Origin of the sequence: Burkholderia sp. BCC1047, assembly GCF_902833155.1 — a bacterium.
Classification (GTDB): domain Bacteria; phylum Pseudomonadota; class Gammaproteobacteria; order Burkholderiales; family Burkholderiaceae; genus Burkholderia; species Burkholderia sola.
On record NZ_CADFEH010000015.1, the window covers coordinates 56912 to 79903 of the forward strand.

Sequence of the window (22992 nt, forward strand, 5' to 3'; positions counted from 1 at the left end):
AAGGGAATTCTTTGGTGGGGCGTGAGTGACTCGAACACTCGACCTACGGATTAAGAGTCCGCTGCTCTACCAACTGAGCTAACGCCCCCAACAGAAGAAAGATTATGCCGGGGTTTTCAGGGCATGGCAAGCCCTTTCTTCGAATTTCCTGAAAATATTTCGTCAAGACGGTGGCGGCTGTCGGCGCGGTAACGAGCGGTCGCAGTTTGCGCGCTCCCGGTATGATGACGCCACACGCGTTGCGCGGCGGTCGCGCAACGTTTTCTGGACATTCGAAGATGGACGAAAACGCAGTCCGCGAATTGCTGGATCGCCTGCTGGCCCCGTGGGTCCGCTCGCTGGGTCTGGTCCCCGTGTCGATCGGCGACGACAGCGTCACGCTGCGCCTGCCGTTTTCCGGCGAGTTCCGTCATTCGGGCGGCGTGATCTGCGGCCAGGTGTTCACGGCGGCCGCCGACACCGCGATGGTGGTCGCGATCTCGGCCGCGCTCGGCGAATTCAGGCCGATGACGACGGTGTCGCTGAACACGAATTTCATGCGTCCGGTGCGCAAGGGCGACGTGCTCGTCACCGCGCGCGTGCTGCGGATGGGCCGCAACCTCGTGTTCGGCGAAGTCGAACTGTTCGACGAGGACGGCACGATGGCCGTTCACGCGACGTCGACCTACGCGCTCATCAGCTGAGCGGCGCGATGTTCGACCAGATCGTCTTCGCGGGCGGCGGCAATCGTTGCTGGTGGCAAGCCGGCTTCTGGGACGTCGCGCAGCCGGCCCTCGGCCTGCGCCCGCGCGTGATCACCGGCATCTCGGCCGGCGCGGCGACCGCCTGCATGCTGTATACGCGCGACGCCGCGTGGGTGATGCGCTATTACGAAGAGGCGCTGCGCCACAACCGGAAGAATGCGTACTGGGGCAACCTGTTCGGGCGTGAGCCCGTGTTTCCGCATTACCGGATCTACCGTCAGGCGCTGCTCGACATCTATGGCGAGCCGTTCGCGAAGCTCGCCGCGGCGCCGGAGATCCGCATCGGCGTGTCGCACGTGCCGCGCTGGCTCGGCGCGCGCAGCGCGGTGGCCGCCGGCCTCGTCGCATACAACATCGAAAAGTACGTGCGCAAGACGCTGCACCCGACGCTTGGGCGCACGCTCGGCTTTCGGCCGGAATTCGTGCGCGCGCAGGCCTGCACGCACGTCGACGAACTCGCCGACCTGATCCTGCAGTCGTCCTGCACGCCGCCGTTCACGCCGGTACTGCGGCGCGGCGGCCGGCCGGTGCTCGACGGCGGGATGGTCGACAACGTGCCGGTCGATGCGCTCGACCCGTCGCCGGGCGACGTGCTGGTGCTCGTCACGCGGCTGTATCCGCGTCCGCAGATGTTCACGGTCGCGCATGGCGACCAGCGGCGGCTGTACGTGCAGCCGTCGAGCAAGGTGCCGATTTCGAGCTGGGATTACACGAGCCCGTCGCAGATGCGGCATGCGTACGATCTCGGGCGGCGCGACGGCGAGCACTTTCTCACGCGCGTCGGCGCGATGACGGGCGGCTGCGTGGCCGCCTGACGATCGATCGGGAAGGGAGTAAAGGGCAAAAGGGGCCGCGCGACCCGCGCAGCCCGTGCGATCAGCGCTTGCGGATCGGCGTCAGCGCTTCCGGGTTGGCGACGCTCGACATGTCGCCGTCGTCGAACGCGAGAATGTTGCGGAATGCGGCACTGAAATACAGCTCGTAGCTTTCGCGTTCGACGTAGCCGATGTGCGGCGTGCAGATCACGTTTTCCATCCGCAGCAGGCTGTAGCCCTGCAGGATCGGCTCGCTTTCGAACACGTCGATCGCGACCATCCCCGGGCGGTTGTGCGACAGCGCGTTGACGAGCGCGTTTTCCTCGAGCAGCTCGGCGCGGCTCGTGTTGACGAGCAGTGACGTCGGCTTCATCCGCATCAGGTCTTCCTGCTTCACGATCCCGCGCGTGTCGTCGTGCAGGCGCAGGTGCAGCGACAGCACGTCGCTCTGCTCGAACAGCGCCTCGCGGCTGTCGGCGGCCGTGTAGCCGTCGGCGCGCGCGGCTTCGAGCGAATGCTCGCGGCCCCAGATCAGCACGTTCATCCCGAACGCCTTGCCGTAGCCGGCGACGAGCCGGCCGATTTTGCCGTAGCCCCAGATGCCGAGCGTCTGGCCGCGCAGCACCTGGCCGAGGCCGAAGTTCGGCGGCATCGCCGACGTCTTCAGGCCCGACTGCTGCCAGGCGCCCTGCTTCAGGTTCGCGACGTATTGCGGGATGCGGCGCTGGGCGGCCATCACGAGCGCCCACGTCAACTCGGCCGGCGCGACCGGCGAACCGGTGCCTTCGAGCACCGCGACGCCGCGATCGGTACACGCGTCGAGATCGATGTGGCTCGACACGCGGCCGGTCTGGCTGATCATGCGCAGGTTCGGCAGCTTGGCGAGCAACTGGGACGTAATCGGGGTTCGTTCACGAATCAGCACGAGCGCCTCGACTTCGGCCAGACGGCTGGCGAGCTGTCCGAGGCCGCGCACCGTATTGTTGAAGACCTTTACGTCGTGGCCGGCGAGCATCTCGAAGCAGTTCAGCTTGCGGACGGCGTCCTGGTAGTCGTCGAGGATGGCAATTTTCATGGTGAACGGGGTGTCGCGCGTTGAAAGCGGCAGGGGCGGCGGCGCAGCTTGCGCGGCCGTCTCGCCCGGCCGGGGCCGACATGATGCAACGTCGGCCGCCTTGGTGGTGTCTTTTTAACAGGTTGTTACGCTCCGCCGCAATCGGCCCTGCCGCCCCCGGCGCCGCTCCCGGCCCGTGCACACGGGTGCGCTGTTGTGTCGCATCAAACACGTCCTTTCTGATTCGGCCGTTTACTCGCCGAGGTTCACCCAATTGTTGCTTCAAGCAGAATAATTGGATCAAGTATCCGCAGAAGGCGAGGATTTTTGACTATTTTTATCGTCAACGGGCCCCTTGTTGAGCAACTCTGCATCATTTCCGCTGTCGTAGGAGAATTACGCATTTGCTTCATCTTTTTGAAGTTGTAACAGCGGCAGGAGTCGTTTATGGATCATTTGCAGTCGATGCGCGTGTTCGTCAAGGTTGCAGATCTCGGCAGTTTCGCGCGGGCCGCGAGCGCAATGGATATCTCCAACGCGGTCGCGACGCGCCACGTCGCCGATCTGGAGGGCCGGCTCGGCACGCGTTTGCTTAACCGCACCACGCGCAGCCTCTCCCTGACGGAGTCGGGTCAGGTCTATCTGGAGCGTGCCCGCCAGATCCTCGACGAGCTCGAGGACGTCGAGCAGATGGTCGTCGCACGCAATCACGAGCCGGTCGGCACGCTGCGCATCGTCGCGCCGGTCGTGTTCGGCCTGCACAACCTCGCGCCCGTGCTGCAGTCGTACACGGAGAATTTCCCGAAAGTGGTGCCGGATCTCACGCTGGTCGACCGACAGGTCGATCTGGTCGAGGAAGGCTTCGACGTCGGCATCGTCGTCACGCGCCAGATGCGTAGCGCGAGCATCGTCACGCGGCGCCTGACCACCGGCTGCATGACCGTGTGCGCGACGCCCAGCTATCTGGAGAAGCACGGCGTGCCGATTCATCCGGAACAGCTCGCCGAGCACCCGGCCCTGAGCCTGCCGACCGAATACTGGGGCGACGAGCGCGTGTTCACGGGGCCGGACGGCGAAGTGCGCGTGCGCCCGACCAACGTGATCGTCGCGAACAACACCGCGATGCTGCGCCAGTTCGCGTTGCTCGGGATGGGCGTCGCGATCCTGCCGAGCTACCTGATCGGCAGCGACATCGCGCGCGGCGCGCTCGTGCGGCTGCTGCCGGATTTCCGGCTGCCGCAGGTCGAGATCAACATCGCGTACCCGAGCCGGCGCCATCTGCCGGCGAAGGTGCGGACGTTCATCGATCACCTCGTCGAGCATTTCAGCCACGCGACCGACGCGACGATCGGCGAACAGTGGGCTGCGCAGAGCGCGCCGCCGATCGGTGTCGAGATGCGTGCCGAGCCGCCCGAATCGACCGATCCGAACCTGCAGCCGCGTCTTGCGCGCTCGCCGCGTACGCGCGTGGCGGTGCCGTCGCCGCTGTAACGGCTCGGCGGCCGGCGCAAATAAAAAACGCGGATCGATCGATCCGCGTTTTTTCATGGCTGCGTGCCGGCGCCGGGCACGCTCGAAGCGGCGCCCGGCGGCCGGGCCGTCACGAACCCGTCTTGCGCGCCGTCGTCTTGCGGGCGGCGGTCTTGCGTGCCGGCGCCGGTTTCTCTTCGGCGCCTTCGGTCACGGTTTCGGCATCCTTCGTCGCCGATTTGGCCGTCTTCTTCGCCGCGGCCGCCTTCGGTTCCTTCTTCTCGAACTCGAAGCCGATCTTGCCGTCCGGCTGCTTCACGAGGAACGCCTTGAAGTTGCGGCCGGTACGCGACGACTTGAAGCCCGGCAGCAGATCCGTACGGCCGTCGGCCAGCAGCTTGCCCATCTGCTCGCGCGTGATTTCCTGCTGCAGGATCACCTTGCCGGAGCGGAAGTCGCAGGTCTTCGGGTTCGCGACCGAGTGCTCGCACACGTAGCTCATCCCGTGCTCGAACACGCGGCCCTTGCACTTCGGGCACGCGCCGACCGGTTCCTGCGCGGAGAAGTCGGGCGCTTCGCCTTCCTCGCCGCCCTGGTCCTGGCCGAAATCGAACTCGAGCTTGTAGTTCTTCGTCTCGTCGTCGAAGGACAGCTTGAGGATCGCCGAGAACGGGCGGCCCATCTTGCTGCGGAACCCCGACAGCGGCCCGATTTCCTTCTTCTGCAGCAACTCCTCGACTTCCGGGATCTCGAATTGTCGGCTGCCCGGGATCTTCGAGATCGAGAAGTCGCACTTCGTGCACGCGAAGCGGCGGTAGTTTTCCTTCACCTGGCCGCCGCAGTTCGGGCACGGCGTCTGAAGGGTCGCGTAGTCGCCGGGAATCGTGTCGGAATCGTATTCCTTCGCGCGCTTGACGATCTGCTGCGTCATGCGGGCGATTTCCTGCATGAACGCGTCGCGGCCGAGATTGCCGCGCTCCATCTGCGACAGCTTGTATTCCCATTCGCCGGTGAGCTCGGGCGCGGTGAGTTCCTTCACGCCGAGGCCGCGCAGCAGCGTCATTAGCTGGAACGCCTTCGCGGTCGGGATCAGTTCGCGGCCCTCGCGCAGCAGGTACTTCTCGCCGAGCAGGCCTTCGATGATCGCCGCGCGCGTCGCCGGCGTGCCGAGGCCCTTCGCGGCCATCGCCTCGCGCAGCTCGTCGTCCTCGACCAGCTTGCCCGCGCCTTCCATCGCGGACAGCAGCGTTGCTTCCGAGTAGCGTGCGGGCGGCTTCGTCACGAGCGCGACGGCGGCGATCTCGTCCGTCTTCACTTTCTCGTCCTTCTGCACCGGCACGAGGTTCGCGTCCGCGCCTTCGGCGTCGCGGCCGTACACCTGCAGCCAGCCCGGCTCGACGAGCACCTTGCCTTCGGTCTTGAAGTGGTGGCCGGCGACTTCGGTGATCCGGGTCGTCACGCGGAACTCGGCCGCCGGGAAGAACACCGCGAGGAAGCGCTTCACGACCAGGTCGTACAGCTTCTGCTCCGGCTCGGACAGCGACTTCGGCGCCTGCAGCGTCGGGATGATGGCAAAGTGGTCGCTGATCTTCGAGTTGTCGAAGATCCGCTTGTTCGGCTTCACCCAACCCTTGTCGAGCACCTGCTTCGCATGCGGCAGGTAGTTGTTGCTCTCCTTGAGCATCTCGAGCGTGGACTGGACCGTCGACAGGTAGTCTTCCGGCAGCGCGCGCGCGTCGGTACGCGGGTAGGTCAGCACCTTGTGCTTTTCATACAGCGCCTGCGCGAGGCCGAGCGTGTTCTTCGCGGAGAAGCCGAAGCGCCCGTTCGCCTCGCGCTGCAGGCTCGTCAGGTCGAACAGCAGCGGCGACAGTTGCGTCGACGGCTTCGATTCCTCGGACACCGTGCCGACCTGGTCGCGGCAGGCGGCGACGATCGTTTCGGCGGCCGGCAGGCTCCACAGACGGGAGTCGCGCTTTTCCGGATCGAATTCGTCGCGCTTGAATTTCGGGTCGTACCACTTGCCTTCGTAGAAGCCGCCTGCGCACGCGAATTCGGCCTTCACTTCCCAGTAGTCGCGTGGGACGAAGCGGCGGATTTTCTCTTCACGTTCGACGACGATCGACAACGTTGGCGTCTGAACGCGGCCGACGGTGGTCAGGAAGAAGCCGCCGCCCTTGCTGTTGAACGCGGTCATCGCGCGGGTGCCGTTGATCCCGACGAGCCAGTCGGCTTCCGAGCGGCAGCGTGCGGCGTCGGCAAGCGGCTGCATGTCCGAGTCGCTGCGCAGGTTCGCGAAACCGTCGCGGATCGCCTGCGGCGTCATCGATTGCAGCCAGAGCCGCTGGACCGGCTGCTTCGCCTTCGCGTGCTGCGCGATCAGGCGGAAAATCAGCTCGCCTTCGCGCCCCGCGTCACATGCGTTGATCAGGCGGTCGACGTCCTTGCGCTTCATCAGCTTCGTGAGCACCTTGAGGCGCGACTCGCTTTTTGCGATCGGGTTCAGGTCGAAATGCGGGGGGATGACGGGTAGATGCGCGAAGCTCCATTTCCCGCGCTTGACCTCGTACTCCTCCGGGGCGGCGATTTCCAGCAGGTGGCCGACAGCGGACGAAAGGACGAAATCGTCGCTCTCGTAATACTCGTCATGCTTGGTAAAGCCGCCCAAAGCGCGTGCGATGTCGTTCGCGACAGAAGGCTTTTCCGCAATGATCAGTGCTTTGGACATGACAGGTGTGTGTTGGTAGACCGGGTTCGCCGGTGTAGGTCCCTTTTACGACCGCTTTATAGCACACGCCGCAGCGACGGCGGCTCGGCGTGTAAAAAGCGGCTCATCATAGAGGGGGGCCGCAACGGCGGCAAGCGCCGGGCGCGGCGGCGCGCGCAAACCTGCGCCAAACCGCCGCGCCGGCCCGCGAATTCAGGCTTCGACGTTCAGGACGTCGCGCAATTTCGGTGCGTGCGGCGCACCGGGCACCGCGCTCAGGTCGGACAGCATGCGCTCGACGATCGCCGCGTGCGGCAGCACCGTGCCGAAGAAGCGTGCGGTGTGCGCATCCTCGATCAGGATGGTCGGGAAGTTCTCGACGTCGAGATCGTCGAGCCGGTCGGCATGGGTTTCGATGTCGATCCATGCGAAGCAGGCGTCCGGATGCGCGTCGGCGAGCTGGTCGAAGGCGGTCCGGTAGTCGCGGCACGTGCCGCACCAGTCGGCGCACAGGCACGCGACCAGCAACGTATCGGGATCGGCGAGGCGCTCGGCGATCCGATCTGCGTCGGTGTCGAGATTCAGCGCGGGCATGGCATTCCTTGGGTAGCGTCGGCGGCCGGGCCGCCCCTATGCCGGGGAATGTAGCACGCCCCGCGCGGACGGGGTGGGCGCCGCATCAAGCCGCGCGAAGCGCCCGCCGGGGACGCTGGCGACGCGGCCGGCCAGTTCCAGCGCGAGCAGCGCGCCATGCAGCACGTCGTCGGACAGGCCGCTGTGCTCGGCGAGCCATTCGTACGTCACGGGCCCGTATCCCAGCGCGGCGAGCACCGCCTGCTCCGACGAGTTGCCCGGTGGCCGGGCTTCGATGCGAGGGGACGACGGCGCGCCCGCGACGGCGCGATCCGCTGGCGCGACGCCGGTAGCTTCGGGTTCGCGAATCGCACCGGTGTTCTCGCCCCGGTTGCCGACCCGCGTCGCGCCGCCCGTTGCGCGCGCGGCCGGCTCGCCCAGTCCGTATTCCTCGAGCACGTCGAGCGGCGCCGCGGTGAGCTTCGCGCCGTCGCGGATCAGCGCGTGGCAGCCCTGCGCGAGCGGGGCGTGGATCGAGCCGGGCATCGCGAACACATCGCGCCCCAGTTCGTTCGCGAGCCGCGCGGTGATCAGCGAGCCCGAGCGCGGGGCCGCCTCGACGACGAGCACGCCGATCGCGAGCGCGGCGATCAACCGGTTGCGCTGCGGGAAATGTGCGGCGCGGGCCGGCGTGCCGAGCGGCCATTCCGACACGATGGTGCCGTGCGCGGCGATCTCGTGGGCGAGCGCGCGGTGCCGCGCCGGATAGACGAGATCCGCGCCCGTCGCGATCACCGCGACGGTGCCGGAGCGGCCGTCGAGCCCGCCACGATGCGCGGCGCCGTCGATCCCGAGCGCGAGGCCCGAGACGATCGTGAGGCCCGCGTCGGACAACGCGTGGGCGAAGTGCGCGGCGTCGGCGAGCCCTTGCGGCGTCGCATGGCGGCTGCCGACGATGGCGAGGCCGTGTGCGTGCAGCAGGTCGAGCCGCCCCTTTACATATAGCAGCGGCGGCGGATCGTGCAGGTCGCGCAGCCGCGGCGGGTAGGCCGGGTCGCTCAGCGTGACGAGCCCGTTGCCCGGCCCGTCGAGCCACCCGAGCACGCCGCGGGTGCGCGTGTCGAGATCGTCGCGCTCGCTTGCGCGCACGGCCTGCGCGGCGGCGGGGCTGCTCACGGCGGCGATGGCTTCGTCGGACGCACGCAGCAACGCCGCCGGCGAGCCGAATGCCGCGAGCAGCGCCTGTAGCACGGCGGCCGAGAGGCCGGGCGCATGCGCGAGCTGCAGCCAGGCGCGCAGCGCGGCGGGCGTCAGCGCTTGCGGGGACATGAGGCGGCCCTCGAATGCGGCGTCCAGCGGAGCGCGTGGCGCCATGATAAAATTTTCATCATCCGAAATACTCGACAGGGCCGTGCGCGCAGGCGCCCGGCCGATTGCAGGAGGCGCGATCCGCGGCATTGATATGCCACGCATCCGCGTCATCTTCATTGCATCCCGGCGGCGGCGCCAGCCGGCCGGATGGCCGATGCGGCGCGCCGCTCCACCGAATACCGAACACCATGGCTTTGCTCAATATTCTTCATTACCCCGACAAGCGGCTGCACAAGGTCGCGAAGCCCGTCGACAAGGTCGACGACCGGATCCGCAAGCTCGTCGCCGACATGGCCGAGACCATGTACGCGGCGCCCGGCATCGGCCTGGCGGCCACCCAGGTCGACGTGCACGAGCGCGTGATCGTGATCGACGTCTCCGAGGAGAAGAACGAGCTGCGCGCGTTCATCAACCCGGAAATCGTGTGGTCGAGCGACGCGAAGCAGACCTATGAGGAAGGCTGTTTGTCGGTGCCCGGCATCTACGACGAAGTCGAACGTCCCGACCACGTGCGCGTGCGCGCGCTCAACGAGCAGGGCGAGACGTTCGAGCTCGACTGCGAAGGGTTGCTCGCGGTGTGCGTCCAGCACGAGATGGATCACCTGATGGGCCGCGTGTTCGTCGAATACCTGTCGCCGCTCAAGCAGACGCGTATCAAGACGAAGATGAAGAAACTCGAACGCGCGATGTGATGCGCGTGCGCCCAGCCCGACCCCGAACGCTGTCATGACCCATACGTTGCGCGTGATTTTTGCCGGCACGCCGGAATTCGCCGCGGCCGCCCTTGCCGCGATCCACGAGGCCGGTTTCCCGGTGCCGCTCGTGCTCACCCAGCCCGATCGCCCGGCCGGGCGCGGGATGAAACTCCAGGCGAGCGCCGTGAAGCGCTACGCCGTCGAGCACGGGATGACCGTCGCGCAGCCGCCGTCGCTGCGCCGCGCGGGCAAGTACCCGGCGGAGGCGGCCGACGCGATCGAGCTGCTGCGCACGACGCCGCACGACGTGATGGTGGTGGCCGCGTACGGCCTGCTGCTGCCGCAGGAAGTGCTCGACATCCCGCGCGCCGGCTGCATCAACATCCACGCGTCGCTGCTGCCGCGCTGGCGCGGCGCCGCGCCGATCCATCGTGCGATCGAGGCCGGCGACGCCGAGACGGGCGTTACGCTGATGCAGATGGACGTCGGCCTCGACACCGGCGCGATGATCGAGGAGGCGCGCCTCGCGATCGCGCCCGACGATACGACCGCGACGCTGCACGACCGGCTCGCCGCCGACGGCGCGCGGCTGATCGTCGACGCGCTCGTGCGGCTCGAGCGCGAGGGCACGCTGCCGGCGACGCCGCAGCCGGCCGACGGCGTGACCTACGCGGAAAAGATCGGCAAGCACGAAGCGGCGCTCGACTGGCGCAAGCCGGCCGACGTGCTCGCGCGTCAGGTGCGTGCGTTCGATCCGTTCCCGGGCGGCGTCGCGACGCTCGACGGCGCGGCCATCAAGCTGTGGGCGGCCGAGCCCGTGGCAGCGCCGGCCACGATTGCCGACGCGGCGCCCGGCACGATCGTCGAAGCCGCGCCGGAAGGCGTGGTGGTCGCATGCGGTAGCGGCGCGCTGCGCGCGACCCAGTTGCAGAAACCGGGCGGCAAGCGGCTGCCCGCGCGGGAATTCCTCGCCGGTTCGCCGCTCGCCGCCGGCCAGCGGTTCGCGCTGCCCGACGTGGACTGACACGGCCCGAGCGTCATTCGACCCGGTCCGCCGGCCCGGCGCAACTGGCCGGACGGCCGAGTCGCGCTGGACGGCAGGCGCGCGTAGAATTTCCCTGCGCTCTCCGGTTTCGAGGTTTTCATGTTCGGCATCACCCATTTCGGCTTCTTCGTGTTCGCGGTTTTCCTGCTGAACATCACGCCCGGTCCCGATACGGCCTACATCGTCGGCCGCAGCGTCGCGCAGGGGCGCGGCGCGGGGCTGATGTCGGCGTTCGGCATTTCGGCCGGCTGCTGCGTCCATGCGCTCGCCTGCGCGTTCGGCCTGACCGCGCTGCTGGCTGCGTCGGCAACCGCGTTCACGGTGATCAAGCTGGTCGGCGCCGCGTACCTGATCTATCTCGGCGTGCGGATGATCATCGCGAAGCAGGCCGCCGCGCCGTCGGGCGCCGAAGCCGCGCAGGCCGCGGCCGCCAAGCCGCTGCGCCAGCTGTTCATGCAGGGTTTCTGGACCAACGTGCTGAATCCGAAGGTCGTGCTGTTCTTCGTGTCGTTCTTTCCGCAGTTCGTATCGGCCGACAGCCCGCACAAGGCCTGGGCGTTCCTGACCCTCGGCGCGGTGTTCGTTGCGATGAGCACGGTCTGGACGAGCGTGGTCGCGTGGGTGGCGGGCAGCGTCACGCAGCGCTTTTCCGGCAAGCCGGGCGTCAGGAAGTGGCTCGACCGCACGGTCGGCAGCGCTTTCGTCGGGCTCGGCCTTCGTCTCGCCGCTTCGCAACGCTGAGATTGAATTTTTCCGGCAAGACCTTATCTAACAAATCGCTTACAATTTTCCGCCGTGCGCTGTGATGCGCGGCGGGTCCCCTGACGGATAAGGAGTGGGTATGTTCAATTGGGTCAAAACGGCGATGCTGATGGCCGCGATCACGGCCCTGTTCATCGTGATCGGCGGGATGATCGGCGGCTCGCGCGGCATGACGATCGCGCTGCTGTTCGCGCTCGGCATGAATTTCTTCTCGTACTGGTTCTCGGACAAGATGGTGCTGCGCATGTACAACGCGCAGGAAGTCGACGAGAACACGGCGCCGCAGTTCTACCGGATGGTGCGCGAGCTGGCCACGCGCGCGAACCTGCCGATGCCGCGCGTCTACCTGATCAACGAGGACGCACCGAACGCGTTCGCGACGGGCCGCAACCCCGAGCACGCGGCGGTCGCCGCGACGACGGGCATCCTGCGCGTGCTGTCGGAGCGCGAGATGCGCGGCGTGATGGCGCACGAGCTCGCGCACGTGAAGCACCGCGACATCCTGATCTCGACGATCACCGCGACGATGGCGGGCGCGATCTCCGCGCTCGCGAACTTCGCGATGTTCTTTGGCGGGCGCGACGAGAACGGCCGGCCGGCCAACCCGATCGCGGGGATCGCGGTCGCGCTACTGGCCCCGATCGCCGGCGCGCTCATCCAGATGGCGATTTCGCGGGCCCGCGAGTTCGAGGCCGATCGCGGCGGCGCGCAGATTTCCGGTGATCCGCAGTCGCTCGCCACCGCGCTCGACAAGATCCATCGCTATGCGGCGGGCATCCCGTTCCAGGCGGCCGAAGCGCACCCGGCAACCGCGCAGATGATGATCATGAATCCGCTGCATGGCGGTGGCCTGCAGAACCTGTTCTCGACGCACCCGGCCACCGAGGAGCGCATCGCGCGCCTGATGGAGATGGCGCGCACCGGCCGCTTCGAGTGACGCTTGGCGACCCGCGCGGCCGCTGCCGCGCGGGGTCGCTTCGCCACCCCGCATGCTTCGCGCTGCGGGGTGTTTCATTTGTGCGCGCCGTAAAGGGGCCAAAGGGGCAGCATGGCCGCACGCTACAATGCGCGGTTTGGGATCGCCGGGCCATCTGGCGGGTGCGATCCCGCCGTTTGCCGCACCCGATTGCCGCACCCGATTGCCGCGCCTGTTTGCCGCGCCTGTTTGCCGATTCCGCACCGATGACACGACCCCGTTCTTCCGCTCCGACTTCCTCCGGCCGCCCGGCGCGCCTGGCTGCGCTGCACCTGGCGCCCGATTCGCTCGGCTTCGCGCTCGACGCGGCCGCACAGGCGGTCGATGCGGTGCGACGCGGCACCGCGTTGCCGGCGGCGCTGTCGGCGGTATTCGCGCAGATGCCATCCGGTGCGCAGCCACTCGCGCGCGGCGCGACGCAGGACGTCGCCTATCGGACGATGCGCCGCCTCGGCAGCGCGGACTGGCTGATCGGCAAGTTCGTCAGCAAGGCGCCGCCCGCGCACGTGCACGCGGTGCTCGCCGGCGCGTTCGCGCTGCTGCTCGACCCGGCGGACGAGGCCGCGTACCCGGCGTTCACGGTGGTCGACCAGGCCGTCACCGTCATCGGTGCGCGGCGCGAATTCGCGTTCGCGAAGGGGATGGTCAACGCGGTGCTGCGCCGTTTCCTGCGCGAGCGCGACGCACTTGTCGCCGCGATGCAGGACGACCCGGTCGCGCGCTGGAACTACCGCGCGTGGTGGGTCGATGCGGTGAAGCGTGCATGGCCCGACGCGTGGCAGGCGATTCTCGCGGCCGGCGAGCGTCAGGGGCCGCTGACGCTGCGCGTGAATGCGCGCCGCGCGAGCGTCGACGCGTATCTCGACACGCTGCGCGCGAATGGAATCGAAGCGACCGCAATCGGCCGGCATGCGGTGCGACTCGCGTCGGCGCTGCCGGTCGAACGCATTCCGGGCTTCGCCGACGGCGTGGTGTCGGTGCAGGACGCCGGCGCGCAGCTCGCGGCCGAATGGCTCGGCGCGCGCGACGGCATGCGCGTGCTCGATGCGTGCGCGGCGCCCGGCGGCAAGACGGGCCATATTCTCGAACTCGCCGATGCCGAAGTCGTGGCGCTCGAAAGCGACGCGACGCGCGCCGCGCGGATCGGCGAGAATCTCGTGCGCCTGTCGCTCGCCGCGAACGTGTGCGTCGGCGACGCCGGCGCGCCGGACGCATGGTACGACGGGCGTCCGTTCGATCGCATCCTGGCCGACGTGCCGTGCTCGGCGTCCGGCATCGTGCGGCGGCACCCCGACATCCGCTGGCTGCGCCGCGAGGCCGACATCCCGGCGCTGGTCGCGGAGCAGCGACGCATCCTGTCGGCGCTGTGGCCGCTCGTGAAGCCGGGCGGCGAACTGCTCTACGTGACCTGCTCGATCTTCCCCGAGGAAGGCGAAGGGCAGGCCCGCTGGTTTGAAGCGGCCTGTGAAGATGCGGTACGATTGGACGCCCCCGGCCAACTGCTGCCGGGCGGCGTGCAGGGACGGGCGGCCGCCGGCGCACTCGACCAGAACACCGATCACGACGGATTTTTCTACGCGCGGTTTCAGAAACGGTGACGATCAAACACCTTTTTCCCTTTCGGCTCGCGGCCGTCTTGCTGGTCGCGTTGACGCTGTGTCTGGCCGTCGTCCGGCCGGCGCATGCCGAATCGATCGCCGTGCAGCGCGCGTCGCTCCAGTCCGACGGAAGCGGCTGGAGCCTCGACGCACGGTTCGACTTCGAGCTGAATCCGAACCTCGAGGATGCCGTCAACAAGGGCATCCCACTTTACTTCACGACCGACTTCGAGCTGAGCCGCGCGCGCTGGTACTGGTTCGACGAGCAGCCGGTGGCGGTCACGCAGACGATCCGCCTGTCGTTCCAGCCGCTCACGCGCGAGTACCGCGTGTCGACGGGCGGCCTGCAGCTCGGCTTCCCGTCGCTGAAGGATGCGCTCGCGGTGGTCCGGCACATCACGTCGTGGCACGTGATCGACCGCAACCAGGTGCGCGCGGGCGAAACCTACACGGCGTCGGTGCGGATGCAGCTCGATACGGCGCTGATGCCGAAGCCGTTCCAGGTCGATGCCGTGAACAACCGCGACTGGACGCTCGGGTCGGACTGGAAGCGCTTCAACTTCACGGTGACCGAACGTGCTAAATAAAGTACGCCGCGCGGCCAGCGGGAAGAGCCTCCTGATCCGCGTGATCGTCTCGACGGTCGCGCTGACCGCGCTGCTGCTGCTCGTGCTGCTCGCGGCCGCGAGCGCGAACACCGAATTCTTCGACCGCTACTACTCGTGGCTGTACGCGACGAACATCGTCGTCGCGCTCGTGTTCCTGCTCGTGGTGCTCGGGCTGATCGGGATGATCGTCGTGCGCCTGAGGAAGGGCAAGTTCGGCACGCGGCTGCTCGCGAAGCTCGCGGTGTTCTTCGCGCTCGTCGGCGTGGTGCCGGGCGGGATCATCTACATCGTGTCGTACCAGTTCGTGTCGCGCAGTATCGAATCGTGGTTCGACGTGAACGTCGAGACGGCGCTGACGGCCGGCCTGAACCTCGGCCGCGGGATGCTCGATGCGTCGCTGTCCGATCTGCAGACGAAGGCGCGGCTGATGTCCGACCAGCTCGCGAGCGTCGATGCGAACACGAACGGCACGACGCTCACGCTGCTGCGGTTGCGCGACCAGTTCGGCGTGCAGGACGCGACGATCGTCGAGCCGAGCCGCGGCGGCTCGGGTGCCGCGCCCGACCTGCACATCGTCGCGCAGGCGTCGGGCAATTTCGCGGCGCTGATTCCGGACGACCTGCCGACGCCGCTGATGCTGAGCCAGGCACGCGAACACGGCGCGTATGCGGCGATCGAGGGCGAAGTCGACGGCGACCCGCGCGCGCACGGTGCGAAGGGCGCGCTGCGGCTGCGCGTCGTGCGGCCGATTCCCGATGCGACGACGTCGCTGCTGCAGCCGGCGGAGCGGTTCCTGCAGCTCACGCAGCCGGTGCCGCCCGGGCTCGCGCACAATGCGGACGCCGTGCAGCGCGCGTACCGCGAGTACCAGGAAAAGTCGCTCGGCCGCACCGGCCTACGCAAGATGTACATCGGCACGCTGACGCTCGCGCTGTTCCTCGCGACCTTCATCGCGATGATGCTCGCGCTCGCGCTCGGCCAGCAGCTCGCGCGGCCGCTGTTCCTGCTCGCGCAGGGCACGAAGGAGATCACGGAAGGCGACTACACGCCGAAGCGCGAGATCAAGACGCGCGACGAGCTCGGCTTCCTTACGCAGTCGTTCAACGCGATGACGCGCCAGTTGTCGGAGGCGCGGCTCGCGGTCGAGAAGAACCGCATCGCGCTCGAGCATTCGAAGACGTATCTCGAGAGCATTCTCGCGAACCTGACGGCCGGCGTGTTCGTGCTCGACCGCCAGTTCCGGCTGACGACGGCCAATCGCGGCGCCGAGCGGATCTTCCGGCAGCCGTTCAACTCGCTGATCGGCACGACGCTCGACCGGATCGGCGTGGCCGCCGGGTTCGGCGCGATGGTGCGCAAGGCGTTCGCCGATCGCGAGGCGGCGTCCGACGGCGGCAGCGGCGATCGCGGCCACTGGCAGCAGCAGTTCGCGATCGAGGTGCCGGGCGAAACCGATCCGCTGACGCTGCTCGTGCGCGGCACGCGGCTCGTGTCGACGGTCGAGGGGCAGGCCGACGATCCGCAGACGTCCGGCTACGTCGTCGTGTTCGACGACATCTCCGACGTGATTTCCGCGCAGCGTTCGGTCGCGTGGGGCGAGGTCGCGCGGCGGCTCGCGCACGAGATCAAGAATCCGCTGACGCCGATCCAGCTGTCGGCCGAGCGGCTGCAGATGAAGCTGTCGGACAAGCTCTCACCGCCCGACGCGGACGTGCTCAAGCGCGGCGCGACGATGATCGTGAACCAGGTGGCCGCGATGAAGCGGATGGTCGACGATTTCCGCGAATACGCGCGCACGCCGCCGGCGGTGCTCGCGAACCTGCAGTTGAACGAACTGGCGAGCGAGGTGCTCGGGCTGTACGGCGTCGGCGAAGGCAAGAACCCGATCGTCGCCGAACTCGCGCCGTCGCTGCCGGTGATTCGCGGCGACGCGACGCAATTGCGCCAGGTGATTCACAACCTGCTGCAGAATGCGCAGGATTCGGTTGCGGAGTCCGCGCATCCGCGTGTGTTGATCGAAACCAAGACAGTAGAATATGGCGACCCCGACGCCGAGGGCAAAACGCGCGTCGCGGTACGTCTGACCGTGTCCGACAACGGGCCCGGTTTTCCGGCACGCATCCTGACCCGCGCGTTCGAGCCTTACGTGACGACGAAGGCGAAGGGCACGGGGCTCGGGCTGGCCACGGTCAAGAAAATCGTTGACGAGCACGGCGCGCGGATCGATCTGCGCAATCGCATGCACGGCGAGACCGTCGAGGGTGCGCAGGTGTCGATCCTGTTCCTGCAGATGGCGAGCGATACGCCAGGCGCCGAACCCGGTGCGCAGGACGGGGCGACTCCCGCCAAGACAAAAGCAAGTGAGCAGACAAAGGCAGCGTAAATGGCAACCATCCTGGTGGTAGATGATGAAATGGGCATCCGGGAATTGCTCTCGGAGATCCTCAGCGATGAAGGACATGTCGTCGAGGCGGCGGAGAACGCGCAGGCCGCGCGGGAATACCGGCTGAATCAGGCGCCCGATCTCGTGCTGCTCGATATCTGGATGCCCGATACCGACGGCGTCACGCTGCTCAAGGAATGGGCGGCGCAGGGGCTGTTGACGATGCCCGTGATCATGATGTCCGGGCACGCGACGATCGACACCGCCGTCGAGGCGACGAAGATCGGCGCGCTCGATTTCCTCGAGAAACCGATCGCGCTGCAGAAGCTGCTGAAGTCGGTCGAGCACGGGCTGGCGCGCGGCGCGGCGCCGGTGTCCGCGAACGCGGCGGCGAAGGCGGGCGGCGGGCAGGCCGCGGGGCCGGCGGCGGTCGCGTCCGCGGCGGCGCTGCCGACGCTCGGCGACGACATGGCGTCGGCGCTCGGCCTCGCGGGCCAGACGGCCGCGATCCCGTTCGACATCCCGTTGCGCGAGGCGCGCGATGCGTTCGAGCGCGCGTACTTCGAATATCACCTCGCGCGCGAGAACGGCAGCATGACGCGCGTCGCGGAGAAGACGGGCCTCGAGCGCACGCACCTGTATCGCAAGCTGAAGCAACTCGGCGTCGAGCTCGGCAAGAAACCGTCAGAAGGTGCGCTGTAAAAAATTTCGCAAAAGCACTTGCTCGGGGCCGAATAGCTCGATATACTTTCATTCTTCGTTGGCCCGGTAGCTCAGTTGGTAGAGCAGCGGATTGAAAATCCGCGTGTCGATGGTTCGATTCCGTCCCAGGCCACCAGCATTTAAAACCCCAAGAATCGGAAGGTTCTTGGGGTTTTTCGTTTGTGGTGGATATCGCGCGTCGTGAGCGGCGGGCCCGGCAGCATTCGCCGGGGCATGATAAAATCCGTGCCCGCTCAATGACTTAGCGCATCGCTTCATGCGCATGGCAGGCTGCCCGCGGCGCACCTGCCGCGGCGCGCGGCCACGATGCCGCGCGATGAGCGGTATAAGCGCGCCGCCGCGTTCGCGGCCAACCGCGCTGCCTATACTGGTCGGGCCGGCGCAGGCCGGCCGCGTCGGCCGTCCGGCGGCAGCCGGCCTCGGGGCGCAGTGCGACGCGAGCCTACACATTCACGGAGTATCACGGTGATTCGGACAGACGCTAAAGACGGCGCGCTCGTGTTGTTTTCCGGCGGGCAGGACTCCGCCACGTGCGTGGCATGGGCCCTCGAGCGCTACCAGACGGTCGAGACGCTCGGCTTCGATTACGGCCAGCGTCATCGCGTCGAACTCGAGTGCCGCGAAGGCGTGCGCGAAGCGCTGAAGCGCAAGTTTCCCGCGTGGTCGGACCGGCTCGGCGACGATCACATGATCGACCTGTCGGTGCTCGGCGCGATCAGCGATACCGCGATGACGCGCACGATCGAGATCGAGACGACGGCCAACGGCCTGCCGAACACGTTCGTGCCGGGCCGCAACCTGATGTTCATGACGATCGCCGCGGCGATCGCCTATCGCCGCGGGCTGCGCGTGCTGGTCGGCGGGATGTGCGAGACCGATTTCTCCGGCTATCCGGACTGCCGCGACGACACGATGAAGGCGCTGCAGGTCGCGCTGAATCTCGGGATGGATACGCGCATCGTGCTCGAGACGCCGCTGATGTGGCTCGACAAGGCGCAGACCTGGCAGCTCGCCGAACAGCTCGGCGGCGACGCGCTCGTCGAACTGATCCGCGTCGAGACGCACACGTGCTACGTGGGCGAGCGCGCGGAGCTGCACGACTGGGGCTTCGGCTGCGGCGAATGCCCGGCCTGCAAGCTGCGCAAGCGCGGCTACGAGGCTTACCTGAAGGGCGAGCGGGTGACCGAAGCGCCGCTGTGACGCGGCTCGCGCGGGCAGCGCTTGATGGACAACGGATTCTGATCGACAACGAGCGGCGCGAGCCGGACGAAGCACGATGACTTACGCGGTCAAGGAAATTTTCTACACGTTGCAGGGCGAGGGCGCGAATGCGGGCCGGCCGGCCGTGTTCTGCCGGTTCGCCGGCTGCAACCTGTGGTCGGGCCGCGAAGAGGATCGTGCGGAGGCCGTGTGCCGCTTCTGCGATACGGATTTCGTCGGCACCGACGGCGAGAACGGCGGCAAGTTCAAGGACACCGCCGCGCTCGTCGCGACGATCGCCGGCCTGTGGCCGGACGGCGAAGCGCACCGCTTCGTCGTCTGCACGGGCGGCGAGCCGATGCTGCAGCTCGACCAGCCGCTCGTCGACGCGCTGCATGCGGCCGGCTTCGAGATCGCGATCGAGACCAACGGTTCGCTGCCGGTGCTCGACACGATCGACTGGATCTGCGTGAGCCCGAAGGCCGATGCGCCGCTCGTCGTCACGAAGGGCAACGAACTGAAGGTCGTCGTGCCGCAGGACAACCAGCGGCTCGCCGACTACGCGAAGCTCGATTTCGAGTATTTTCTCGTGCAGCCGATGGACGGCCCGTCGCGCGACCTCAACACGAAGCTCGCGATCGACTGGTGCAAGCGTCATCCGCAGTGGCGGCTGTCGATGCAGACCCACAAATATCTGAACATTCCCTGAGCCACGGCCTTTGACATCGTGCTGATTACCCGAAAACTCGAATTCGACGCGGGCCACCGCATTCCCGATCACCGCAGCCAGTGCAGGAACCTGCACGGCCATCGCTACGTGCTCGAAATCACGCTGCGCGGCGATCTCGTCGATACCGAGGGCGCGCCCGACCGCGGCATGGTGATGGATTTCGCCGACGTGAAGGCGCTCGCGATGGAGCACCTCGTCAGCAAGTGGGACCACGCGTTCCTGGTCTATGCGCGCGACGACGTCGTGCGCTCGTTCCTCGAGCAGATGGCCGACCACAAGACCGTCGTGATCGACCGGATCCCGACCGTCGAGAACCTCGCGGCGATCGCGTTCGACCTCCTCGCGAACGTGTACGACGCGCACTACGGCGTGAACCTGCGCCTCGAGCGCGTGCGCTTGTACGAAACGCCGAACTGCTGGGCCGACGTCGAGCGCCAGCCCGGCCGCTGATCCTGCCTGCACCGGCAGCCCCGCCGTCCGGCGCGGGCTGCCCGTCACCGCGCCTGGCGGTGTCGCCTCCCGCCGTCCCGCGCCGGTACGGCTTCCCCCGTCTGTTCCCGCATCGAGCACCCCGCCGCGCTATGATCGTCGTGCGGCGCCGAAAAACGCGCGCATGGGCGATCGCGCGGCCCGCGCTGTCAGATCGGCCGTCCCGGTCCGACTCACGTTCTGCGGCGCGCGGTCTGCCGCCGCCGCCATGCTTCGATTGCTTGGGCGGTGCGCGTTTCGCTTCGCCTGTTGCTTGTCCCGTTCGATTGCCGTTCCGTTCCGGAGGCCGTATCGATGAGCACGCTCACCAATTCCCTCAAACAACGCCTGCGCGACGGTGACGAGCCGCTGTACGGCCTGTGGCTGTCGCTCGGCAGCGACTCGGCCGCGGAAGCGCTCGCGCATGCCGGTTACGACTGGCTCTGCATCGACATGGAGCATGCGCCGAACGACAGTCGCGACGTGGCATCGCAACTGCGCGCGATCGCCGCGGCGCACCTGCCGAGCGAGCCGGTCGTGCGCGTGCCGGCGCGCGAGCCGTGGCTCGTGAAGCGCGCGCTCGACGCCGGCGCGCGCACGCTGATGTTCCCGTGTATCGAGTCGCCCGACGACGCCGCGCACGCGGTGCGGCTCACGCGCTTTCCGTCGCCGGAGTCGCCGGACGGGCTGCGCGGGGTGGCCGGCATGGTGCGCGCGGCGGCATTCGGCATGCGCCGCGACTACCTGCAGACGGCGAATGCGCAAGTCGCGGTGGTCGTGCAGGTCGAATCGGCGCGCGGCGTCGACGAAGTCGAGCGGATCGCGGCGACGCCCGGCGTCGATTGCCTGTTCGTCGGCCCGGCCGATCTCGCGGCGAGCCTCGGGCATCTCGGCGATATCCGCCACCCGGACGTCGAAACCGCGATGGCGCGCGTGCTCGCGGCCGGCAAGCAGGCGGGCGTCGCGGTCGGCATCTTCGCCGGCGATACGGCGGCCGCGCGCCAGTATCGCGACGCCGGATACCGGATGATCACCGTATCGGCCGACGTGAGCTGGCTGTTGCGCGCGACGCGGCAGGCGTTGCAGGAGGTACGGTCATGAACGGAGCAGACGCTGCGTGCCGCAGGCGGCTGCGGATCGGGGCGATGGTCGGGCTGTGGGCGGTGTGGGCGGCGGCCGCCGCGCAGGGCGTGCCGCAAGCGAAGCCCGATCCGGCGCGCGAGACGCAATCGGCGGTCGCCGACTACAACGCCGGCGACTATCGCGCGGCGCTCGTGCAATTCCACGATGCGGCCGAGCGCGGCGATCGCCTCGCGCAGTTCAACTACGCGATGATGCTGCTGACGGGCGAAGGCGTGACGGCGAACGTCGACGAAGGGGTGCGCTGGCTCAAGCGCGCGGCGGACGCGAACATGTCGCACGCGCAGTACGTGTACGGCCGGATGTTCGACGACGGCGAGTTCGTCGCGCGCAACCCGGCCGAAGCGCATCGCTGGTTCCTGCGGGCCGCGAAGCAGGGGCACGTGCAGGCCGAGCTGTCGCTCGCAAACCAGTTCCTCGACGGGCGCGGTACGCCGCGCGACAACCGGCAGGCGTTCACGTGGTACAAGCAGGCCGCCGACGCCGGCGATCCCGTCGCGCAGTACGTGACCGCGTCGTTCTACGAGCGCGGCGGCGACGGCGTCGCGCAGAACCTGAACATCGCGCGCGCGTATTACGCGGCGGCGGCCGCGCAGGGCGACGAGACGGCCGGGTTGAAATTCAAGGAGTTGAGCGCGCGGCTGAAGGCGCCGACGCCGGCATCGGGCGCCGGCGCGGTGCAGCCAGGCAAGCCGTACGCGCCGCCGCAGTAAGCGGCCTGGCCCAATGAAAAACGGCGCCGGGGCGCCGTTTTCGTGTGTCGCGGGACAGGCCGCGCGGTCAGCTCTTCATCAGCCGCCGCTGCCGCCCGACGCTCATGATCATCCCGATCGCGATGCCGAGCGTCGTGAGCGCGGTGCCGCCGTAGCTCATGAACGGCAGCGGCACGCCGACGACCGGCAGCACGCCGCTCACCATCCCGATGTTGACGAACGCATAGACGAAGAACGCGAGCGTGAGCGAGCCCGCGAGCAGCCGGCCGAACTGCGTCGCGCCCTGCGCGGCGATGTAGAGGCCGCGTGCGATCAGCGCCATGTACAGCGTCAGCAGCACGAGCCCGCCGGCGAGCCCCCATTCCTCGGAGAACACCGCGAAGATGAAGTCGGTGTGCTTTTCCGGAATGAATTCGAGGTGCGCCTGCGTGCCTTTCAGGTAGCCCTTGCCGAGCGCGCCGCCCGAGCCGATCGCGATCACGGCCTGGATCGTGTGGAAGCCCTTGCCGAGCGGGTCGGACGTCGGGTCGAGCAGCGTGCACACGCGGTGCTTCTGGTAGTCGTGCATCAGCGGCCACTGCACGTCGGGCTGGCAGATGCGCTCCTCGAACACGGCGATCGAGCCGACCGCGATTACACCCGCGACGAGCACGGGCACGATCAGCTTGAACGACAGGCCGGCGAGGTAGATCACGAAGAAGCCGGCCGCGAACACGAGCAGGCCCGTGCCGAGGTCGGGCTGCTTCGCGATCAGCCCGACCGGCACCATCAGGATCCCGAACGCGGCGACGAAGTCGTACCAGCGCAGCCCGCCTTCGCGGCGCTGGTAGTACCACGCGAGCATCAGCGGCGTTGCGATCTTCAGGATTTCCGACGGCTGGATCACGACGCCGACGTTCAGCCAGCGCTTCGCGCCCTTCTTGGTCATCCCGAACAGCGCGACGGCAATCAGCAGCGCGACCCCGAACGTGTAGAGCGGGACCGCGAAGCGCATCAGCGTGGTCGGCGGGATGTTGGCGATCACCCACATCAGCACGAACGTCAGCAGGATGTTGCGCAACTGGTCCTCGACGCGGCCCGGCACGTCGATCGACGCGCTGTACAGCGTGACGATGCCGACGCACAGCAGCAGGAACACGATGAGGGCGAGCGGGCGGTCGAAGCCCGCGAACATCTGCTTGATCTTGTCGAGCCAGGCGCGCTTGTCGAATTGCATGC

Annotated in this window: 21 protein-coding genes and 2 tRNA genes; 17 read left to right on the forward strand and 6 right to left on the reverse strand. The window is 67.8% G+C overall.

Features of this window, described 5'->3' with window-relative positions; genetic code table 11:
- Positions 1 to 12: 12 nt before the first annotated feature.
- Positions 13 to 88: transfer RNA gene (locus HWX55_RS17190), tRNA-Lys, on the reverse strand.
- A 190-nt stretch (positions 89 to 278) separates the two neighbouring features.
- Here HWX55_RS17190 and HWX55_RS17195 point away from each other — a divergent pair.
- Together HWX55_RS17195 and HWX55_RS17200 are read left to right on the forward strand one after the other, a co-directional pair.
- Positions 279 to 683, forward strand: a complete 405-nt coding sequence (locus HWX55_RS17195) for a PaaI family thioesterase (RefSeq protein ID WP_050011114.1) — start codon at positions 279 to 281, stop codon at positions 681 to 683.
- An 8-nt stretch (positions 684 to 691) separates the two neighbouring features.
- Positions 692 to 1558 carry a patatin-like phospholipase family protein gene (locus HWX55_RS17200; protein ID WP_175976588.1) on the forward strand — a complete coding sequence of 289 codons (867 nt, stop codon included), beginning with the start codon at positions 692 to 694 and terminating at the stop codon, positions 1556 to 1558.
- 61 nt (positions 1559 to 1619) lie between these two features.
- Here HWX55_RS17200 and HWX55_RS17205 read toward each other — a convergent pair whose 3' ends face one another.
- Positions 1620 to 2633 (reverse strand): D-2-hydroxyacid dehydrogenase family protein, encoded by a 1014-nt coding sequence (locus HWX55_RS17205; protein WP_050011116.1) that lies wholly within the window; start codon positions 2631 to 2633, stop codon positions 1620 to 1622.
- A gap of 426 nt (positions 2634 to 3059) precedes the next feature.
- On the opposite strand from HWX55_RS17205, the gene HWX55_RS17210 reads away from it, so the two are divergent.
- On the forward strand, positions 3060 to 4103 hold the full coding sequence (locus HWX55_RS17210; protein WP_175976589.1) for a LysR family transcriptional regulator: 1044 nt from the start codon (positions 3060 to 3062) through the stop codon (positions 4101 to 4103).
- 109 nt (positions 4104 to 4212) lie between these two features.
- Here HWX55_RS17210 and HWX55_RS17215 read toward each other — a convergent pair whose 3' ends face one another.
- The 3 genes from HWX55_RS17215 to dprA all read right to left on the reverse strand — a co-directional run bounded on the left by HWX55_RS17215 (position 4213) and on the right by dprA (position 8736).
- A complete protein-coding gene (locus HWX55_RS17215) occupies positions 4213 to 6810 on the reverse strand; it encodes a DNA topoisomerase III (RefSeq protein WP_050011118.1) in 2598 nt (865 codons plus the stop codon).
- A 192-nt stretch (positions 6811 to 7002) separates the two neighbouring features.
- The gene (locus HWX55_RS17220) at positions 7003 to 7383 is read right to left on the reverse strand and encodes a thioredoxin family protein (protein WP_175976590.1); all 381 of its coding nucleotides are present in this window, start codon (positions 7381 to 7383) and stop codon (positions 7003 to 7005) included.
- Positions 7384 to 7419: 36 nt separating this feature from the next.
- Complete coding sequence (gene dprA / locus HWX55_RS17225) at positions 7420 to 8736, reverse strand: DNA-processing protein DprA (protein ID WP_175976591.1); 1317 nt, start codon at positions 8734 to 8736, stop codon at positions 7420 to 7422.
- 185 nt (positions 8737 to 8921) lie between these two features.
- On the opposite strand from dprA, the gene def reads away from it, so the two are divergent.
- The 14 genes from def to HWX55_RS17295 all read left to right on the forward strand — a co-directional run bounded on the left by def (position 8922) and on the right by HWX55_RS17295 (position 21774).
- Positions 8922 to 9425, forward strand: a complete 504-nt coding sequence (gene def / locus HWX55_RS17230) for a peptide deformylase (protein ID WP_006485794.1) — start codon at positions 8922 to 8924, stop codon at positions 9423 to 9425.
- Between the two features lie 34 nt (positions 9426 to 9459).
- Complete coding sequence (gene fmt, locus HWX55_RS17235) at positions 9460 to 10452, forward strand: methionyl-tRNA formyltransferase (RefSeq protein ID WP_175976592.1); 993 nt, start codon at positions 9460 to 9462, stop codon at positions 10450 to 10452.
- 120 nt (positions 10453 to 10572) lie between these two features.
- A complete protein-coding gene (locus HWX55_RS17240) occupies positions 10573 to 11214 on the forward strand; it encodes a LysE family translocator (RefSeq protein ID WP_124556226.1) in 642 nt (213 codons plus the stop codon).
- Positions 11215 to 11314: 100 nt separating this feature from the next.
- On the forward strand, positions 11315 to 12172 hold the full coding sequence (gene htpX, locus HWX55_RS17245; protein WP_011546484.1) for a zinc metalloprotease HtpX: 858 nt from the start codon (positions 11315 to 11317) through the stop codon (positions 12170 to 12172).
- A gap of 245 nt (positions 12173 to 12417) precedes the next feature.
- Positions 12418 to 13809: a 16S rRNA (cytosine(967)-C(5))-methyltransferase RsmB gene (gene rsmB, locus HWX55_RS17250; protein WP_175976593.1), complete on the forward strand. Its 1392-nt coding sequence runs from the start codon at positions 12418 to 12420 to the stop codon at positions 13807 to 13809.
- Entirely contained in the window at positions 13806 to 14396 is a 591-nt protein-coding gene (locus tag HWX55_RS17255; protein WP_006477467.1) for a DUF4390 domain-containing protein, read from the forward strand. Before rsmB ends, HWX55_RS17255 begins: the two co-directional genes overlap by 4 nt.
- A complete protein-coding gene (esaS, locus tag HWX55_RS17260) occupies positions 14386 to 16800 on the forward strand; it encodes a sensor histidine kinase EsaS (RefSeq protein WP_089491792.1) in 2415 nt (804 codons plus the stop codon). Before HWX55_RS17255 ends, esaS begins: the two co-directional genes overlap by 11 nt.
- The gene (esaR, locus tag HWX55_RS17265; protein ID WP_006495385.1) at positions 16801 to 17502 is read left to right on the forward strand and encodes a response regulator transcription factor EsaR; all 702 of its coding nucleotides are present in this window, start codon (positions 16801 to 16803) and stop codon (positions 17500 to 17502) included.
- 60 nt (positions 17503 to 17562) lie between these two features.
- Positions 17563 to 17638: transfer RNA gene (locus tag HWX55_RS17270), tRNA-Phe, on the forward strand.
- Positions 17639 to 17988: 350 nt separating this feature from the next.
- Positions 17989 to 18723, forward strand: a complete 735-nt coding sequence (queC, locus tag HWX55_RS17275) for a 7-cyano-7-deazaguanine synthase QueC (protein ID WP_175976594.1) — start codon at positions 17989 to 17991, stop codon at positions 18721 to 18723.
- A gap of 76 nt (positions 18724 to 18799) precedes the next feature.
- Positions 18800 to 19432: a 7-carboxy-7-deazaguanine synthase gene (queE, locus tag HWX55_RS17280; RefSeq protein ID WP_175976595.1), complete on the forward strand. Its 633-nt coding sequence runs from the start codon at positions 18800 to 18802 to the stop codon at positions 19430 to 19432.
- 18 nt (positions 19433 to 19450) lie between these two features.
- Entirely contained in the window at positions 19451 to 19903 is a 453-nt protein-coding gene (queD, locus tag HWX55_RS17285) for a 6-carboxytetrahydropterin synthase QueD (RefSeq protein WP_006477472.1), read from the forward strand.
- A gap of 333 nt (positions 19904 to 20236) precedes the next feature.
- Positions 20237 to 21022 (forward strand): aldolase/citrate lyase family protein, encoded by a 786-nt coding sequence (locus tag HWX55_RS17290; RefSeq protein WP_050011128.1) that lies wholly within the window; start codon positions 20237 to 20239, stop codon positions 21020 to 21022.
- Entirely contained in the window at positions 21019 to 21774 is a 756-nt protein-coding gene (locus HWX55_RS17295; RefSeq protein ID WP_175976596.1) for a tetratricopeptide repeat protein, read from the forward strand. Before HWX55_RS17290 ends, HWX55_RS17295 begins: the two co-directional genes overlap by 4 nt.
- Before the next feature lie 67 nt (positions 21775 to 21841).
- On the opposite strand, the gene rodA is transcribed toward HWX55_RS17295, so the two are convergent.
- Positions 21842 to 22990 carry a rod shape-determining protein RodA gene (gene rodA, locus HWX55_RS17300; RefSeq protein ID WP_175976597.1) on the reverse strand — a complete coding sequence of 383 codons (1149 nt, stop codon included), beginning with the start codon at positions 22988 to 22990 and terminating at the stop codon, positions 21842 to 21844.
- Positions 22991 to 22992 lie beyond the last annotated feature (2 nt).

Coding starts and splice junctions, on each gene's coding strand:
- HWX55_RS17240 (WP_124556226.1), top strand. CDS start 10,573: ATGTTCGGCATCACCCATTTCGGCTTCTTCGTGTTCGCGGTTTTCCTG.
- esaR (WP_006495385.1), top strand. CDS start 16,801: ATGGCAACCATCCTGGTGGTAGATGATGAAATGGGCATCCGGGAATTG.
- dprA (WP_175976591.1), bottom strand. CDS start 8,736: ATGGCGCCACGCGCTCCGCTGGACGCCGCATTCGAGGGCCGCCTCATG.
- HWX55_RS17195 (WP_050011114.1), top strand. CDS start 279: ATGGACGAAAACGCAGTCCGCGAATTGCTGGATCGCCTGCTGGCCCCG.
- HWX55_RS17205 (WP_050011116.1), bottom strand. CDS start 2,633: ATGAAAATTGCCATCCTCGACGACTACCAGGACGCCGTCCGCAAGCTG.
- HWX55_RS17220 (WP_175976590.1), bottom strand. CDS start 7,383: ATGCCCGCGCTGAATCTCGACACCGACGCAGATCGGATCGCCGAGCGC.
- htpX (WP_011546484.1), top strand. CDS start 11,315: ATGTTCAATTGGGTCAAAACGGCGATGCTGATGGCCGCGATCACGGCC.
- HWX55_RS17200 (WP_175976588.1), top strand. CDS start 692: ATGTTCGACCAGATCGTCTTCGCGGGCGGCGGCAATCGTTGCTGGTGG.
- HWX55_RS17215 (WP_050011118.1), bottom strand. CDS start 6,810: ATGTCCAAAGCACTGATCATTGCGGAAAAGCCTTCTGTCGCGAACGAC.
- HWX55_RS17290 (WP_050011128.1), top strand. CDS start 20,237: ATGAGCACGCTCACCAATTCCCTCAAACAACGCCTGCGCGACGGTGAC.
- HWX55_RS17210 (WP_175976589.1), top strand. CDS start 3,060: ATGGATCATTTGCAGTCGATGCGCGTGTTCGTCAAGGTTGCAGATCTC.
- def (WP_006485794.1), top strand. CDS start 8,922: ATGGCTTTGCTCAATATTCTTCATTACCCCGACAAGCGGCTGCACAAG.
- rsmB (WP_175976593.1), top strand. CDS start 12,418: ATGACACGACCCCGTTCTTCCGCTCCGACTTCCTCCGGCCGCCCGGCG.
- fmt (WP_175976592.1), top strand. CDS start 9,460: ATGACCCATACGTTGCGCGTGATTTTTGCCGGCACGCCGGAATTCGCC.
- rodA (WP_175976597.1), bottom strand. CDS start 22,990: ATGCAATTCGACAAGCGCGCCTGGCTCGACAAGATCAAGCAGATGTTC.
- HWX55_RS17295 (WP_175976596.1), top strand. CDS start 21,019: ATGAACGGAGCAGACGCTGCGTGCCGCAGGCGGCTGCGGATCGGGGCG.
- queE (WP_175976595.1), top strand. CDS start 18,800: ATGACTTACGCGGTCAAGGAAATTTTCTACACGTTGCAGGGCGAGGGC.